Source organism: Pseudomonas sp. AMR01, assembly GCF_041946035.1.
GTDB lineage: Bacteria > Pseudomonadota > Gammaproteobacteria > Pseudomonadales > Pseudomonadaceae > Aquipseudomonas > Aquipseudomonas antarctica_B.
In genome coordinates this window covers 102416-119044 of record NZ_JAUTYR010000002.1, presented here as the reverse complement: position 1 = coordinate 119044, position 16629 = coordinate 102416, and the positions used below count along the sequence as shown (strand labels likewise).

Genomic DNA, 16629 nt, shown 5'->3' with positions numbered 1-16629 from the left:
TATAAAAACGATGAATTAAGGAGAGTCGCAATGCCCTATGTACCTGTAGCGCAACTCAAAGATTACGTCGGCAAGGAACTCGGACGTTCCGAATGGCTCACCATCGACCAGGCGCGTATCAACCTGTTCGCGGAGGCTACCGGCGATCATCAGTTCATCCACGTCGACCCGGTCAAGGCTGCGCAGACACCGTTCGGCAGCACGATTGCCCACGGCTTCCTGTCGCTGTCGCTGATGCCCAAGCTGATGGAAGACATCCTGATCATGCCCGAGGGCCTGAAGATGGCCGTCAACTACGGCCTGGACAGCGTGCGGTTTATCCAGCCGGTGAAGGTTAATTCCAGGGTCCGCCTGAACGTCACCCTCACCGACGTCACCGAGAAAAAACCTGGCCAATGGCTATTTAAGGCCACCGCCACCCTGGAAATCGAAGGTCAGGAAAAACCCGCTTACATCGCCGAGTCGTTGTCACTCTGCTTCGTGTAAGGCCGTGCCTGTGGTGAGGCGATAAACCTTGCCACAGTGTATGTAAATTTATGTATGAAACCTGCGGCTGCGGCATACTCGGCGCTCAATTATCCGGATCCCGCTATGCGCCCACTCGCTCCCCTTGCCCTTGCCCTGTTGCTCACCGCTTGCGGAGACGGCGAATCGCTGTTGCCGCCCGATGCGCGCCTGCCCGACGGCGGCCGTTACCGGGGTGATGTGGTCAATGGTTTGCTGCAAGGCCAGGGCCGTGTGGACTACCCCAACGGCAGCTGGTACGCCGGCCAGTTCGACAAAGGCCAGTGGCACGGCCAGGGCGAATGGCATGGCAGTAACGGCGAAGTCTACAAGGGCCAGTTCCAGCAAGGCCTGTTCGACGGCCACGGCAGCCTGACCACGGCGGGCAGCAGCTACGTCGGCGGCTTCAAGAATGGCCGACGCAACGGCGAAGGCACCCTCAAAGAGGGGCAAATGACCTATCGCGGCGAATTCAAGGACGACCAGTATTCCGGCCTCGGTCGCCTGGAGTTGGCCGACGGCAGCCAATATCAGGGCCAGTTCGCCCACGGCAAGCCGAATGGCGAAGGCCAGCGCAATGACGACAGCGGCAACCAGTTCAGCGGCCACTTTGTGGACGGCCAACTGGAAGGCAACGGCACCTTCAACAGCGCCGACGGCGACATCTACGTCGGCCAGTTCAAGCAGAACCAGCTCAACGGCAAAGGCCGCTACGAAAACGCCGACGGCGACGTGTGGATCGGCCAGTTCAAGGAAGGCGCGCTCAGCGGCAAGGGAGAGTTGATCGGCATCGACGGCAGCCACTATGTCGGCCAGTTCAGCGACTGGCGCTTCACCGGCGACGGCCGCTTGAACCTCACCGATGGCAGCTTCTATATCGGCGGCTTCGACAGCGACAGTTACCAAGGCAAAGGCACGCTGGTGCTGACCGACGGCACTGTGCAGGCCGGCACGTGGGTCAATGGCATGCGCGTGCGTGACGCGGATGGCAAACTGCTGCCCGACCCGCTGGAAACCGGCATTCTGGCCCAGGGCCACTTGCTCGACGCGGCGCTCGCCGCCGTGCCACCGTCCACCCCCGCCGTCGAGCTGTATTCCCTGGTGCTGGCCGGTGATGGCAAACAAAGCGTGTTCCTGCGCGAAGCCGATTACGTCAGCAACCTGCTCGCCACACGTTTCGGTGCGCGCGGGCAGATCCGCCTGGTCAACCATCGCGACCACATTGCCGACCGCCCGCTGGCCACCCGCGAAAGCCTGCGCCGCGCGGTGCAAACCCTGGCTGAACGCACAGGGCCTGAAGACCTGGTGTTTATCTACATGACCAGCCACGGCACCCACGAACACGAACTGGTGCTCGACCAGCCGCGCATGGAGCTTGCCGACTTGCCGGCCGACGAACTCGCGGCCGTGCTTGCCCCGCTGAAAAACCGCGACAAGGTCATCGTGATTTCCGCCTGCTATTCCGGCGGGTTTATCCCGGCCCTTAAAGATGACCGCACCCTGATCATGACCGCCTCGCGTGCCGACCGCGTGTCGTTCGGTTGCTCCGAAGAAGCGGACTTCACCTACTTCGGTGACGCCCTGTTTGCCCAGGCCTTCAACCAGACCGACGACTTGCAACAAGCCTTCAAGCTGGCACAAGTGCACGTGGCCGAGCGCGAACAGGCGGACAACTTCGAAGCCTCCGAACCACAGATCTGGGCGCCCAAAGGCGTGATTGCCCATTGGCAACTATTACGTAAACAGCAGGCACGAAAGGCGCTCGAAAGCGTCTCTATGAATAGCAAGGAAGCCAAAGGCAACTAAGCTGTAATGTGTAACAAGGGGGAAACACTATGTACCTGACACCTCAACATATTCTGATCGCCGGCGCCTCTGGCCTCACCGGCGAACACCTGCTCGACCGCCTGCTCAACGAACCTACCGTCACTCGCGTGCTGGCACCCAGCCGCAAGCCGCTGGCGGAACATCCGCGTTTGGAAAACCCGGTGGGCGACCCGGCGGTGACTCTGCCTCAACTGAGCGGTCAGGTGGATATCGCCTTCTGCTGCCTGGGCACCACGATCAAAAAGGCCGGCTCGGAAGACGCATTTCGCGCGGTCGACCTGGACCTGGTCGTCGCCTTCGCCAAGCGTGCGCGGGACCTGGGCGCACGGCACCTGATCGTGATCAGCGCCATTGGCGCCGACCCGAAATCCTCGATCTTCTACAACCGCATCAAAGGCGAAATGGAACAGGCGCTAAAGGCCCAGGACTGGCCGCAGCTGACCATCGCGCGACCTTCGGTGTTGCTGGGGGAACGCCTGGAAACGCGCCTGGCCGAGAAAATCGCCGGGCCACTGTCGCGGTTGATTCCGGGCAAATACCACGGCATTGAAGTCTGCGAACTGGCCCGCGCCATGTGGCGTCTGGCGCTGGAAGAACAGGATGGCGTGCGGGTGGTGGAGTCGGATGAGTTGCGTAAGCTGGGCAAATAAATGGGCAGTGATTGGGCGGGCCTCATCGCAGGCAAGCCAGCTCCCACAGGGGAATGCATTCCAAAGGTGGGAGCTGGGCTTGCCTGCGATGGGGCCAGTGAAGGCACCATCAACCTAAAGCCCGCCCGTCGCGTTAAACCCAACCCCCAACACCGTCAACAACGACAGCGGCAACAGCAGCGTGTCGAGCACCGCGCTGGCGGGCAAATCCACGTGGGGATAACTCGGCGCTTCGGCACCGAATCGATCCCTGGCGCAACAGCCGCCATTAATCGCATACAAATCCAGACGCGTGCCGGCGTACACCACCGGCGCACCCGGCTGCGCGGCGTCCAGCGTGCGCGCCGTGGCGCAGCCCGCTAGCTGCAGCGCCATCACCACCAGCAGCGCCTTATTCATCATTGCTCAAGTGGTGCTCGCCCCAACGCGGCAACATGTCTTGAGGGATATTCAGCAGATTGAGAATGCGCGCCACTACAAAGTCCACCAGGTCATCGATGGTCTGCGGCTGGTGATAGAACCCAGGCGATGCCGGCAAAATGGTCACGCCCATGTTCGACAACTTGAGCATGTGCTCCAAGTGAATACTCGAGTACGGCGCCTCGCGCGGCACCAGAATCAACTGGCGACGCTCCTTCAAGGTCACATCCGCCGCCCGCTCGATCAGGTTATTGCAGGCGCCTGTGGCAATCGCCGACAAGGTGCCGGTGGAACACGGCACCACCACCATCGCCGCCGGCGCGCCGGAGCCGGAGGCCACGGGCGACATCCAGTCTTCTTTGCCATACACCTTGATCTGCCCCGCCGCCGCACCGGTGTATTCGGTAAGGAAGGCTTGCATCATCTGCACCTTGGGTGGCAGCGCCACATCTGTCTCGGTGGCCATCACCAGTTGCGCGGCCTTGGAGATCAAAAAATGCACCTCACGGTCTTCGCGCACCAGGCAGTCCAGCAGGCGCAGGCCATACGGCGCACCGGAGGCGCCGGTCATCGCCAGGGTGACGCGTTCCGGGCCGCTCATTTCAACGCCTCGGCCAGTTTGCCATGCAAGCCGCCGAAGCCGCCGTTGCTCATGACCACCACGTGAGTGCCCGGCGTGGCCTTTTGTTTGACGAAATGAATGATGCCCTCGATGGAGTCGCACACGGCTGATGGCACGGTGCACAGCGCCGCAATCGCCGGCAGGTCCCAGCCGAGGCTGGCGGGCGCGTACCACACCACTTGATCGGCATCGTTGACGCTTTCCGGCAAGCCATCACGGTGCGCGCCGAGCTTCATGGAATTGGAACGCGGCTCGATAATCGCAATGATCGGCGCATCGCCAACGCGCTTGCGCAGGCCATCCAGCGTGGTGGCAATTGCCGTCGGGTGGTGGGCAAAGTCGTCGTAGATGGTAATCCCATTCACGTCGGCGACTTTTTCCATGCGGCGCTTCACGCTTTTGAACGCACTCAACGCAGCGATCCCCATGGACGGCACCACGCCGACATGCCGCGCGGCCGCCAGGGTCACCAAGGCGTTGGCGACGTTGTGCTGGCCGGTCATGTCCCACTCGACGACGCCCTGGGCTTCACCTTCAAACAACACTTCAAATCGGGAGCCGTCTTCGCTCAGCAGATTGACCTGCCACTGCCCGCCCTCGCCGGTGGTTTGCACCGGGGTCCAGCAACCCATGTCGATCACGCGCTGCAACGCCGGCTCGGTGGTTGGGTGGATGACCAGGCCTTCACTCGGGATGGTGCGCACCAAGTGGTGGAACTGGCGTTCGATGGCCGGCAGATCGGGGAAGATATCCGCGTGATCGAACTCAAGGTTGTTCAGGATCGCCGTGCGTGGGCGGTAGTGAACGAACTTGGAGCGCTTGTCGAAGAAAGCGCTGTCGTATTCATCCGCCTCGATCACGAAGAACGGTGTTTCACCCAAGCGGGCCGACACCGAGAAGTTCTGCGGCACGCCGCCGATGAGGAAGCCCGGGCTCATGCCCGCGTGTTCCAGCACCCAGGCCAGCATGCTGCTGGTGGTGGTTTTGCCATGGGTGCCGGCCACGGCCAGTACCCAGCGGCCTTGCAGCACATGGTCGGCCAGCCACTGCGGGCCGGAAACATACGGCAAACCTTTGTTGAGTACGTACTCGACCGCAGGGTTGCCACGGGACATGGCGTTGCCGATCACCACCAGGTCCGGGACCGGGTCGAATTGCGACGGGTCGTAGCCTTGGGTCAACTCAATGCCCTGGGCTTGCAGTTGCGTGCTCATGGGCGGGTAAACATTGGCGTCGGAGCCAGTGACGTGATGACCCAGTTCCTTGGCCAGAACTGCCATCGAGCCCATGAAGGTGCCGCAAATACCGAGAATATGAATGTGCATGGTTGACCTCGTAAAACATCGAGGCAGGTTAGCGCAGGGAGGGGGAAATCGCACCTTTTATGCGGCCAGTGGCGGTGCGAAGTGCGGCCATACACTTCGCCCGACTGCGTCCTTACTGTCAGCCCTTTCAAGGTCTTCAGCTATAACAGGCGATAAGTACCCTGTGGCGAGCGGGCTTGCCCCGCGTTGGGTTGCACAGCAGCCCTAAAAAGGAAGAATGCGTTGAGTCAGATACTCCTCGGCCGCTGTTTTTGGGGCCGCTTCGCAGCCCAACGCGGGGCAAGCCCGCTCGCCACAGGGATAGTGTTCGCCCTATCAGATAGATTTCCAAAGACCTTGAAACGGCTGGTCCTTACGGTGACCTGAGCGGTCATCGCCACTCATGCCGCTTTGCTTGACTGTGCCTGCATGTCGCGCACCGCCTTTTTCACCGCAGCCAACCGTTTTTCTGTGGCCGTCAATCGATCACGCACGGCATTTTTGTCCAGGGCATTCACAGGCGCCGGGAGGTGGCGTTGGAAAAACACCCTGAATGTTGACGCACTCTCACCAGTGCGTTCTTCAAGGTCATCCAGTTCAGCCTCCATTTGGTCCAGGCGTTGAAGGATGTCGGTCACGCTGATTTCGGGCGCAGTGTCGACGTCTTGCACCGCAACCCCTTCCAGCGCCGCAAGCGCCTCATTCGCCTGCCGGAGCTCCAAATGAAGCGCCTGCGCCCGAGCGGGCAATGCTTGATCGGCCACCCTCTGAGCGGCTTCAGCATTGCTTTGCCGCTCCACTTCGGCTTGGGCCAATGCAGATGGGAGCTGGAACTGACGCGGCACCCCACCGGGCCGGATTTTTTGAACTACCAAGCCAGCACCGACACCCACTGCCGTATCAGTAGCCACACCCACCGCAATGCTTGCCGATCGCTGCCCGGCAGACCCGGCGCTGGGCGTAAACCCTTTCAACGGTGCACCGTAAGGCACTTGGTTTTTTGGATCGAAGGCGTACCACTTGCCGTTTCGCTGCACCGCCAGTGCAGGCAGGGCGTCGGTATTCTCACCAAGCGGACGATAAACGCCATTGGCCACTGGCGTTTTTTTTACGCCCTGGGGAACATCAAAACTGCCGCTACGCCCGCGACCATGGCGCAACTTGTCAACCAGGGGCAACTTCGTGCGAGACAGTGATTTGATACCGCGTTTGCCGAGCGTGAAAACACCCCGCCCGATGTCATACACCCCACCCAGTGGGTTAGCGGCCTTCAAGCCTGCTTTGGTAAAGCCCTTAAGAAAACTCAAGGCAGCCCCCAGCCCTTTGGAGCCGGCTTTGATCGCCTGACTCCCGCCTTTTACTGCGGGCACGACCAAGCCAATTACATCAAGCACTGCGTAAAGCAAACCGGCCAGCACATCGCCTTTAGTGAAACTTTTGATGGCGTCGTAAAAAGGAATCAGGCCCAGCATGAACTGCTTGTCGGCCTTGTTTCTCCTCTCATCGCGCTCCTGAAGGCTTTCGCCTTTGGCAACTGCTCTTTGGTCTTGAACAGCTCGAGTGTAATAAGCACCGACGACTGAGCCCAGCTCGTTACTTCTCGCCGAAGGCAAACCCGTATGTGGCACAGAGTGCGGCCCCGGCAGTTGCGACGCCAATGACTTCGACGGGTAAATAGAGAACGCGGCAAAGTCAATTTTGTCTTTTTTGGGCCACGGCGTGAGCGGCGTCTGCCACAGGATGGTCACCGTGTCTTCCCGCTCACCGGGGCGCCCGGGCCGCGCCATCGAGAAATACAAGCGAGACGATGGAGACTGCAGCCCTGGTCGGGACGGGTCAGCGTCTTTGATTATTTTTCCTTGAGAGGGCGAATATAAGTAATGACAGGTTTTCCCATCCAATTCGGCTCTGACAAGGACCGCGCCACTGTTTACATAGTTGAACATTGGATGATCAGTGCGAATGGAACCTCGTGCGTGATTACCGGGCACGCCAAGGCTGAACGTGGTGACCTTGCCATACTCGATCATCTTCCGGTCTTCAGCCGGTAGCTGCGACACTTGATAGTTGAAGAACGTTGCCGAAGCGTTTTTCAAATCATCGACGTAAGCATTGAACCGCTCCTCGAATGTGGCCCTTATATCCGGCAACTTGGAGAAGCCTGCTTGAACAATGGCAGTTGGGAAGTCTTTGTCGGAGGAAGTCCAGGCATGCTTGTGCAAGTCCCCGGACATATAAATGTTCAACAGAGAGTAGGTCCCACGCTTGCGCGACCCCGGAGGGAGATCACCAAGCAGTGTTTTGTCCTCGAAAAAGCGCTCCATCTTATCGCCGTATACCCGCCTTAACTCAGCCAGCGCCAACTCCCGGCGCGTCGGCATTGGCGCCGCCAGCGAGTTTGCTGCGCTAACCAAACCATCAACCTGTGTTTGCAAAGCGGTCACTGCACGGTCAATGGTTTCGGCGCTGTAGGCATCATCACTTCGCGCCTCAACCACGCGGTTGGCAATGCCCCAGTCGATCACCGATTGCATCGCAGCAAACTGCGACTGGCTCTGCCCTGCCTCGGTAACAGGGTCCAGGGCGTCGTGTTGCATGATGTTCGCGTAGGTTTGCCCGGCCGATGAGCCCGGCGCGTCCAACTCGCGACGCAATACCGCAGCGCTGAACGAGGCCCATTGCTGTGAGCCGTACACCATCGAAGAAGGCAGCTCCTTGACTAAAAACTCAGGCGCAGACAGGGCGAGCAATTGATAGGCCGCCACCTTCGCCAACTGAGGGCCAAAACGGCTTTCCAGGTGGTTTTCGAAACGTTTGACGATCTCGGCGGGCGATTGCCCCCAGTTGTCTTGCTGACGCAAGTCATACCCCGCCAGATTATTGCGCTGCCGCCCGCCCGCCGGGTCGGCCTCTAAGCCCAAGGCGGTGAGCAGCGCTTCCTGGGCACTGGTTGCCGTGGCTGGCGCATCAATTGCCTCTTGCACCTGCTTACCGAGTGCGCGGGCCTGAGGTGTGCTAATCAATGCCTGTAGAAAAGCCTCAGGGGCCTCGCTGGCCTTAGCCCTAACGTGGGCCGGGACAGCACGCTGCAGGTAGTCGAGAAGACTCGGCGCGCGCCCCTTCCCGTCAGGCGCTACCTGGGTTTGGCTGGCTTTCCAGGTATTCACCGTCTGGGTTATTTTCTTTTGATCGCTCTCGCCCAACGGCACGTCTTTGCTTAAGAGCCCGCCATAATCCCCCTCAGAAGGTGCGCGCAAAGGCGGCGCAGACAGCGAGCGCTCGAGATTGGCAAGTTCATCCCGCGTGACCGGTACGTTCAAGCCGTGGTCAATGAGCAATTGTTTAAGGCTTAGGGTAACGGGCTGCTGTTGCTGTTCACTCCAACCCTCGGAATGGGGCGCCACGTTTACTTCAACGGCGCCAACATCCAGACTCGCGCCCGGTTTCTCGACCTGCTCTTTCAACACAACGAGCAGGTTGTGCCACGTTTGCGCATTGCCTATCCCGCGCAAAACATCCAAACGCACGTCGTTGTCCGGCAGCGAACCCACTCCCTGGAAAACTGGGTGGCGGGTTAACTCTTTGGAACGAGCGATTTGTTGTGGCGGCGTTAAATGCGCCTGCTCGCCGTAAAAGCGTTGCACATCGCCTAACGCAACAGTGCCGTCCTGGAAATAATTCGGAAGGCTCAATATACCGTTGGGAGTAAGGGCTTTGGCGGCGGTCATCAAACTGTCGAACAGGTCTAACCCGCCCGGTATCTCTGCCAGCGAAACAGACTCTCTGATCAACCCGCCACGGTAGTAGAAGCTGAGCTCACCTTTGGTAGGGTCGACCTCAATGGCGGTCACGTCTCCCGACGCCAGCATGCGTTGAAGCACTGGAGAGGCGAAAGCGGACTTCAGCGCCTCAATCCAACGGCCCAAGGTTGAGTCTTGTGGAACCCGTAACCGCGCGCCCGTAGTCAATTGCTCAGCGTAGGTTTTCGCCAAACGCGCATCGCCTGCCGCTCGAGAAACGCTGGAATCATCAAGTACCGGTGAAGGCGCCGCAGTAGCAGCAGGAACTTCAGGCGCTTTCAATAAAGCGCCATGTAACGAATCAGTAAGTTGCACACTCATACTTAAAATCCTGCACTGTGTTCAGCCAGCCGTGTGCGTGCGCTCATTACATTAAATAATGTGCACAGCACTGAAATACAAATTCAACAAACAATAAAACCCGGCGCTCGTTGATTGAACAGAACGCCGGGTTTATGCGGATGGCTTTAAATTACTTTGTTAAGTGACCCGCACAAATCGCCTAGCAGGTGATCGCAAGTCTAATAGGATCACTACTTAAAGCAGACTCGCCATCAAGTGGCAGTTGTCGATCACGCCTTCTCTTCTACTGCTTTTTCTGCTTTTGTTCGCGCTTCTTTCACACTAGCCAGCCTTTTTTCAAGCGCATCGACACGCGCCGGGATGCCTTCGGTGCCCGGTGCAGGGTCCTTCTCCGGCAGGTATGCCTTGAAATACACGTGGTACTGATCTGCGGCCTTTGTGGCCTCTTGCTCGAGGTGAGACACCAAATCTTCGAGCCTGTCCAGGCGTTCAAGGGGGGTTTTCGGCCAGTTCCCACCCGGAACCACATCACCCTTTTGCTCTCCATATAACACTTTCAACATGCCATTGTGCGTCTCGAATACGCTGAGTTGGATGTTGTCTATGGAAGTATTAAGAGCCTGCTGTTTTGCCTCTTTGGCCTTTTCCGCTTCAGTCTGCGGCGTCACGGGGCCGGCAGTCGTCGTCGCAGGCGCGGAGGCAACAGGGGCAAGCGGAACTGGCAGATACTTTGCTTTTATAACCTCCGTTACTACGGCAGCAGCAGAAGCTTCTGCCACCTTAATCGGGAGCGCTGCCACCGCACCTGCAGAGTTTGAGACCGCACTATCTATTGCAATTTTTGCTAACTCGGGTTTCGAAGGGATCAGGCCCTTCTTGATTAACTCATCTGTCTTTACCGCGCTTTCAGCTGAGTCTTGCACGGAGGGTTTCGGCGTAGGGGGTGGTGTCGGGGTGTGTTGAAAGGCGCGAGTCCTTGTGAGCGATTTCTTCATACCCGCGATCTGCTCATGAGGCTCGTTATTGCCCAACACCGCACTTTCCTTTGACGTTGCTACCTTCCCGTTTTTATCCAACGGCCTTTTGTATTGGTCGATGAGGTAGCCTTCTTTATTAACCGGCTTCCCATCGAGATCAATAAACTGTTTTTTTTCGTTGATGATTCGCCCCTGCGGGTCGATCAAGCGATCGTGTGCGTCAACCGGACGGTTGTAACTGTCCACGGGTTTGCCCAGTGTGTTAATCGCATGGCCATTATCATTCACCGGCTGGTTGCGTTCATTGATACGTTGATTTTTTTCGTTAACGGCGTGACCTTTATCATTAATCAGCTGGCTACGTTCATTAATACGGCGACCTTTATTGTCGATCGCGTGACCGTCGGTATTTACCCGCTGGCCCGTTTTATTGAGCGGCCAACCAATGTTATCAACGTCTTGGCCTGGTTTTGGCTTGGGCTTTATAACCTGAGAGGGAGAACTGCCGGGGCTACGACCACCACCACCGTTATGACCAGGAACCCTGCGAGGCCCTGTCCCCTTAGACCTTTTTTCCCTGATATGCTCATGACTCTCCACAGCACCTTCAGCGACAGGATCCAGTTTAAAAGTATGCGTCAAGTTTGAGGGAATATTCAGCATCGTCGAAGACCTATTCAAATCACGTTATGGAATAATTGAGACGCCCTCCATGCTCTCAACTAATTACGTGGTTAACACCACACAACCAGTTCCACTTCGCCACAAACTTCATATCAATTGAAAATAACTAACAGCTCCATAGAACACCGCTATTACGAATAATAACCCTTGTAAGCCAAATCCCAAACATTAACTTATTTATCCAATTCGGGCAGACAGACTCTGTACTTTCGTAACTTACGATAGAGCGTATTGCGGCTGACTCCGAGTTGCTCAGCGGTGCGCGTCATGTGCCATCGCTGCTGGTCAAGGGTGTTCAGCAGTGTTTTTCGCTCCGCCTCGTGCAACGGCGATAATTCACCAGGCGTAGAGGGCGCAAGGTTTGGAGCAAGCACGTTCACGGGTAGATCGCCCAAGACAACACACCCGTCCTCAGCCAAAGCCATCAGCGTACGCAACACCATGCGCAGTTGCCGCACGTTGCCCGGCCACGCATAGGCAAGCAGCGCTTCTCTGGCCGCCAGCTGCAAGGTAACGGCCTGCCCGGCTGCCTCCTGATCCAGTAGAAAATCCAGTAGCTGCGCTTTGTCAGCGCGTTCGCGAAGTGCCGGTAACGCCACTTCCAACCCGTTCAGGCGGTAATACAAATCCTCACGAAAGCTGCCGGCCTCAACGCGCTCGAGCAAATTGCGGTGGGTGGCGCTGATAATTCTGACGTCCACCGCCTGCGGCTCACCGCCAATGGGCACCACCAGCCGATCTTCCAAAACCCGCAGCAAGCGGGTTTGCAACGCGAGCGGCATGTCGCCGATTTCATCGAGAAATAACGTGCCGCCATCGGCCTGTTGCAGCTTGCCGCGCATGCCTTCCTTGAGTGCGCCGGTAAAACTGCCGCCGCGATAGCCGAACAGCTCGCTTTCAATCAGATGTTCGGGGATGGCGGCGCAGTTGAGGGCAACGAAAGGCTTGCCCGCGCGCAGGCTGGCCTGATGCACGGCCTTGGCGAAGGCTTCTTTACCGCAGCCGGTTTCACCGTTGATCAGCAGCGGCACGTCGCGTTCGAACACTTTCAGCGCCCGGCGAAAGTCCGTCTGCAGCGCAGGATCGCCCAGGCAGATGCCCGGCAGTAGCGGCGCTTCGGGTTTGGCCACAGGCGCGGCCACACTGCGCGCCTGCCCCCGCAGCGCCGCGAATAGTTGCCGGCCGTCACGGGTGCGCAATGGCCAACTGGCGGTGGCATTGGCGCTGGAGCGACCGAGCAGTTGGTCGAGCGGGCAGTCAAAAAATGCCTCCACCGGCTGCCCCAGCAAACCACCGCGCACTTGCCCCAGCAGGTTCAGCGCGCTCTGGTTGACCGCGCAGATGCGCCCTTCGCCATCAAACGCCAGCAGCCCTTCGCTGAACAACCCCACAGACTCGGCCTGCAGGTGAAAACGCAGCAGCCAGTGGTGTTCAAAATGGCGCAGGAAGTAACAACTCTCGATCATCTTCGCCGACAGGTTCACCAGCGCCATGGTGTGGAACTGGCTCTGGCGCGACACAGCTTCGCGCGCCGATGACACATCCAGCACTGCCAGCAACTCGCCATGGGGGTCGAACACCGGGCTCGCCGAGCAGGTCAACCCGGTGTGCCGGCCGCGAAAATGTTCATCGCGATGGATGGTCAGCGACTGACGCTCCACCAGGCAGGTGCCGATACCGTTGGTACCTTCGCAGGCTTCGCTCCAGTCGGCGCCTAGCCATAAACCGGCGCGCTCGAAAATCTTGCGTTCGGAGGGCGCAGTCACGCAATTGAGGATCACCCCGCGCGCATCCGTCAGCAGTACCGCGTGGCCAGCACCCGAAAGCTGCTGATGCAGGCTGTTCATCTCGGTGCCGGCGATGTGCAGCACTTGCTGCAGGCGTTCGCGGCTTTCCAGCAAGCGGCCGTGTTCAAGCACGGTGGGGGCGATGCTCACAGCAGGGTCGAGGTGATAGTCCTCCAGGCAACGCAGCCAGGAGCGGGCGATGGATGGGTCGCTGGACGGGTCGCGGCCATGCGCCACGGTCAGGACTTGCCTGGCATGGCGACTGAAATGATCGTTGTGCATTTCTTATTATTCTCCCTGCATGAGAACGGCCAGCATCCCCCGGCATCCCGACCATTGCAACCCTGGGCCGAGCCGCTTTTCATGGGCTGTACCGTTTATGGCACAAACTGTCACTCACGCTGTAACACCCCTGCTACAGCAACGCCTTGCAACACAGCCAAAACCCCCGATTTACCGGCCCCGCACAGCAGTGGCCCAACCTTTGCTCTACGCTTTATCAAGCGCAATATCGCTGTACTCCAATAAACATAAAAGTCAGGAGATACCCACCATGCGTTACGCACACCCCGGTACTGAAGGCGCGATCGTCTCGTTCAAGGCCAAGTACGGCAACTTCATCGGCGGCGAATTCGTTGCACCGGTCGATGGCAACTATTTCACCAACACCTCGCCGGTCAACGGCAAGGCCATCGCCGAATTCCCGCGCTCCACGGCCAAAGACATCGACAAAGCCCTCGACGCCGCCCATGCCGCCGCCGACGCCTGGGGCAAGACCTCGGCCCAGGACCGCTCGCTGGTGCTGCTTAAAATCGCCGACCGCATTGAGCAAAACCTCGAACTGTTGGCCATTACCGAAACCTGGGACAACGGCAAGGCCGTGCGTGAAACCCTCAACGCCGACATCCCGCTGGCCGCCGACCACTTCCGTTACTTCGCCGGTTGCATCCGCGCCCAGGAAGGCACCAGCGCCGAAATCAACGAACTCACGGCGTCCTATCACTTCCACGAGCCGCTGGGCGTGGTTGGCCAGATCATCCCGTGGAACTTCCCGCTGCTGATGGCCGCCTGGAAACTCGCGCCTGCCCTGGCCGCCGGTAACTGCGTGGTGCTCAAGCCTGCCGAGCAAACTCCGCTGGGCATTAACGTGCTGATGGAATTGATTGGCGACCTGCTGCCGCCGGGCGTGCTGAACGTGGTGCACGGTTACGGCAAAGAAGCCGGCGAAGCCCTGGCCACCAGCAAGCGCATCGCCAAAATTGCCTTCACCGGCTCCACGCCTGTGGGCTCGCACATCATGCACGCGGCGGCCGAGAACATTATTCCGTCCACCGTTGAGCTGGGCGGCAAGTCGCCGAACATCTTCTTCGCCGACATCATGAAAGCCGAGCCGTCGTTCATCGAGAAAGCCGCAGAAGGCCTGGTGCTGGCGTTCTTCAACCAAGGCGAAGTGTGCACGTGCCCATCGCGTGCGCTGGTGGAAGAGTCGATTTACGACGACTTCATGAAAGTGGTGATGAAAAAGGTCGAGCAGATCAAACGCGGCGACCCGCTGGACACCGACACCATGGTCGGCGCCCAGGCGTCGGAGCAGCAGTTCGATAAAATTTTGTCCTACCTCGAAATCGCCAAGGGCGAAGGCGCGCAACTGCTGACCGGCGGCAAGGTCGAGAAGCTCGAAGGCGATATGGCCGGCGGCTATTACATCCAGCCGACGCTGCTCAAGGGCACCAACGAAATGCGCGTTTTCCAGGAAGAAATTTTCGGCCCGGTGGTGAGCATCACCACCTTCAAGGACGAAGCCGAAGCCCTGGCAATTGCCAACGACACCGAGTTCGGCCTCGGCGCCGGCGTGTGGACCCGCGACATCAACCGCGCCTACCGCATGGGCCGCGCGATCAAGGCGGGCCGCGTGTGGACCAACTGCTACCACCTGTACCCGGCGCATGCCGCGTTTGGCGGTTACAAAAAGTCCGGCGTGGGCCGTGAGACGCACAAGATGATGTTGGATCACTACCAGCAGACCAAAAACTTGCTGGTGAGCTACGACATTAATCCGCTCGGGTTCTTCTAACTAATAGCCCCCTCCCACATTTGAAATGCAATCAAATGTGGGAGGGGGCTTGCCCCCGATAGCAGAGGATCAGCCAACCATTAAGTGACTGACATACCGCTATCGGGAGCAAGCCCCCTCCCACACTTAGATCGCAAGTACTTGCGCCATGCATTCGGCACAACTTCGCCGAGCTAAAAACAATAAGAATTGAAAGGTACTTTCCCATGCCTAGCGAACCCACTGGCTCTTCCGTCGACTTCGAAAAAGTCGGCACCGACTACTTCCAACAACGCGAACTTAAAAAAGGCGCCGCCGGCTGGGTGCTGTTGGTCGGCCTCGGCGTCGCCTATGTCATCTCCGGCGACTACGCCGGCTGGAACTTCGGCCTGGCCCAGGGTGGCTGGGGCGGCATGTTCCTCGCCACACTGCTCATGGCCACCATGTACCTGTGCATGTGTTTTTCCCTGGCCGAACTGTCTTCCATGATCCCCACCGCCGGCGGCGGCTACGGCTTTGCCCGCAGCGCGTTCGGGCCTTGGGGCGGCTTCCTCACCGGCACCGCCATCCTCATCGAATACGCCATCGCCCCCGCCGCCATTGCAGTGTTTATCGGCGCGTATTGCGAGTCGTTGTTCGGCATTGGCGGCTGGATGATCTACCTGGCGTTCTACATCATCTTTATCGGCATCCACATCTTTGGCGTCGGCGAAGCCTTGAAGCTGATGTTTGTGATTACCGCCGTCGCGGCGATCGCCTTGGGCGTGTTCCTGGTGGCGATGGTGCCGCACTTCAATGTCGCCAACCTGCTCGATATACCGGTGACGGAGGCCAAGGGCGCCAGCACCTTCCTGCCGTTCGGCTACGTCGGTGTGTGGGCGGCGATTCCCTATGCCATCTGGTTTTTCCTCGCCGTGGAAGGCGTACCGCTGGCCGCTGAAGAAACCAAAAACCCGAAACGCGACCTGCCCCGTGGCCTGATCGGCGCCATTGTGGTGCTGACCAGTTTTGCCCTGCTGATTCTGGTGATCGCACCGGGCGGCGCAGGCACTTATGCGTTGGTCAAATCCGGCAACCCGCTGGTTGAAGCGCTGGCGTTGGCCTACGGCGGTTCAACGTGGATGGGCGGCTTCGTCAACCTGGTCGGCCTGGCGGGGTTGATCGCAAGCTTTTTCTCGATTATCTACGCCTATTCGCGGCAGATCTTCGCCTTGTCCCGTGCCGGCTACCTGCCGCGCAAACTGTCGCAAACCAATAAAAGCAAGGCGCCGGTGCTGGCATTGATCATCCCCGGCATCATCGGGTTCGGCCTGTCGCTGACCGGCCAGGGCGACTTGCTGATTCTGGTGGCGGTGTTTGGTGCGACCATTTCCTACGTGCTGATGATGGCCGCGCACATCACTTTGCGCATCCGTCGCCCCAAAATGGACCGCCCGTACCGCACACCGGGCGGCATTTTCACTTCCGGCGTGGCGCTCGTACTGGCCTGCGTCGCCGTGGTGGCGGGCTTTCTGGTGGACCCGCGCGTGGTGATTGGCGCGGCGATCATCTATAGAGTATTAATTGCTTACTTTGCTTTCTACAGCCGGCATCACTTGGTAGCAGGCACGCCGGAAGAAGAATTCGCGGCGATCCAGGCCGCAGAGGCCGCCTTGCACTGAACTGCCGTAAACCTCGACGCGGGCGGCTGCTCGCGTC

At 59.1% G+C, this 16629-nt stretch carries 11 protein-coding genes; 5 read left to right on the top strand and 6 right to left on the bottom strand.

Annotation, left to right across the window (positions count from 1 at the left end):
• Nucleotides 1–30: 30 nt before the first annotated feature.
• The 3 genes from Q7C20_RS02440 (at nucleotide 31) to Q7C20_RS02430 (ending at nucleotide 2981) form a co-directional block, all read left to right on the top strand.
• The gene (locus tag Q7C20_RS02440) at nucleotides 31–486 is read left to right on the top strand and encodes a MaoC family dehydratase (protein WP_348058578.1); all 456 of its coding nucleotides are present in this window, start codon (nucleotides 31–33) and stop codon (nucleotides 484–486) included.
• A gap of 105 nt (nucleotides 487–591) precedes the next feature.
• Entirely contained in the window at nucleotides 592–2310 is a 1719-nt protein-coding gene (locus Q7C20_RS02435; protein ID WP_348058579.1) for a C13 family peptidase, read from the top strand.
• Nucleotides 2311–2339: 29 nt separating this feature from the next.
• Nucleotides 2340–2981 carry an oxidoreductase gene (locus Q7C20_RS02430; RefSeq protein WP_375065081.1) on the top strand — a complete coding sequence of 214 codons (642 nt, stop codon included), beginning with the start codon at nucleotides 2340–2342 and terminating at the stop codon, nucleotides 2979–2981.
• A gap of 114 nt (nucleotides 2982–3095) precedes the next feature.
• Here the strand turns inward: Q7C20_RS02430 and Q7C20_RS02425 are convergent, their stop codons facing one another.
• The 6 genes from Q7C20_RS02425 to Q7C20_RS02400 all read right to left on the bottom strand — a co-directional run bounded on the left by Q7C20_RS02425 (nucleotide 3096) and on the right by Q7C20_RS02400 (nucleotide 13160).
• Entirely contained in the window at nucleotides 3096–3380 is a 285-nt protein-coding gene (locus tag Q7C20_RS02425) for a YceK/YidQ family lipoprotein (protein ID WP_348058582.1), read from the bottom strand.
• A complete protein-coding gene (gene ubiX / locus Q7C20_RS02420; RefSeq protein WP_076952653.1) occupies nucleotides 3373–4002 on the bottom strand; it encodes a flavin prenyltransferase UbiX in 630 nt (209 codons plus the stop codon). The genes Q7C20_RS02425 and ubiX overlap by 8 nt, the downstream gene beginning before the upstream one ends.
• Entirely contained in the window at nucleotides 3999–5348 is a 1350-nt protein-coding gene (gene mpl, locus Q7C20_RS02415) for a UDP-N-acetylmuramate:L-alanyl-gamma-D-glutamyl-meso-diaminopimelate ligase (protein ID WP_375065078.1), read from the bottom strand. Before mpl ends, ubiX begins: the two co-directional genes overlap by 4 nt.
• A 380-nt stretch (nucleotides 5349–5728) precedes the next feature.
• On the bottom strand, nucleotides 5729–9448 hold the full coding sequence (locus Q7C20_RS02410; protein WP_375065076.1) for a hypothetical protein: 3720 nt from the start codon (nucleotides 9446–9448) through the stop codon (nucleotides 5729–5731).
• A gap of 251 nt (nucleotides 9449–9699) precedes the next feature.
• The gene (locus Q7C20_RS02405; protein WP_375065074.1) at nucleotides 9700–11070 is read right to left on the bottom strand and encodes a hypothetical protein; all 1371 of its coding nucleotides are present in this window, start codon (nucleotides 11068–11070) and stop codon (nucleotides 9700–9702) included.
• 194 nt (nucleotides 11071–11264) lie between these two features.
• Nucleotides 11265–13160: a sigma-54-dependent Fis family transcriptional regulator gene (locus tag Q7C20_RS02400; RefSeq protein ID WP_375065072.1), complete on the bottom strand. Its 1896-nt coding sequence runs from the start codon at nucleotides 13158–13160 to the stop codon at nucleotides 11265–11267.
• A gap of 271 nt (nucleotides 13161–13431) precedes the next feature.
• Between Q7C20_RS02400 and Q7C20_RS02395 the strand changes: the two genes are divergently transcribed.
• Complete coding sequence (locus Q7C20_RS02395) at nucleotides 13432–14952, top strand: aldehyde dehydrogenase family protein (protein ID WP_375065070.1); 1521 nt, start codon at nucleotides 13432–13434, stop codon at nucleotides 14950–14952.
• A 206-nt stretch (nucleotides 14953–15158) separates the two neighbouring features.
• Complete coding sequence (eat, locus tag Q7C20_RS02390) at nucleotides 15159–16592, top strand: ethanolamine permease (RefSeq protein ID WP_375065068.1); 1434 nt, start codon at nucleotides 15159–15161, stop codon at nucleotides 16590–16592.
• The last annotated feature ends 37 nt before the right edge of the window (nucleotides 16593–16629 follow it).

Excerpts from the sequence above, each read along its gene's own strand:
- Q7C20_RS02425 (WP_348058582.1), bottom strand. The coding sequence starts at position 3,380 with ATGAATAAGGCGCTGCTGGTGGTGATGGCGCTGCAGCTAGCGGGCTGC.
- Q7C20_RS02440 (WP_348058578.1), top strand. The coding sequence starts at position 31 with ATGCCCTATGTACCTGTAGCGCAACTCAAAGATTACGTCGGCAAGGAA.
- Q7C20_RS02405 (WP_375065074.1), bottom strand. The coding sequence starts at position 11,070 with ATGCTGAATATTCCCTCAAACTTGACGCATACTTTTAAACTGGATCCT.
- ubiX (WP_076952653.1), bottom strand. The coding sequence starts at position 4,002 with ATGAGCGGCCCGGAACGCGTCACCCTGGCGATGACCGGCGCCTCCGGT.
- Q7C20_RS02395 (WP_375065070.1), top strand. The coding sequence starts at position 13,432 with ATGCGTTACGCACACCCCGGTACTGAAGGCGCGATCGTCTCGTTCAAG.
- Q7C20_RS02435 (WP_348058579.1), top strand. The coding sequence starts at position 592 with ATGCGCCCACTCGCTCCCCTTGCCCTTGCCCTGTTGCTCACCGCTTGC.
- eat (WP_375065068.1), top strand. The coding sequence starts at position 15,159 with ATGCCTAGCGAACCCACTGGCTCTTCCGTCGACTTCGAAAAAGTCGGC.
- Q7C20_RS02400 (WP_375065072.1), bottom strand. The coding sequence starts at position 13,160 with ATGCACAACGATCATTTCAGTCGCCATGCCAGGCAAGTCCTGACCGTG.
- mpl (WP_375065078.1), bottom strand. The coding sequence starts at position 5,348 with ATGCACATTCATATTCTCGGTATTTGCGGCACCTTCATGGGCTCGATG.
- Q7C20_RS02430 (WP_375065081.1), top strand. The coding sequence starts at position 2,340 with ATGTACCTGACACCTCAACATATTCTGATCGCCGGCGCCTCTGGCCTC.
- Q7C20_RS02410 (WP_375065076.1), bottom strand. The coding sequence starts at position 9,448 with ATGAGTGTGCAACTTACTGATTCGTTACATGGCGCTTTATTGAAAGCG.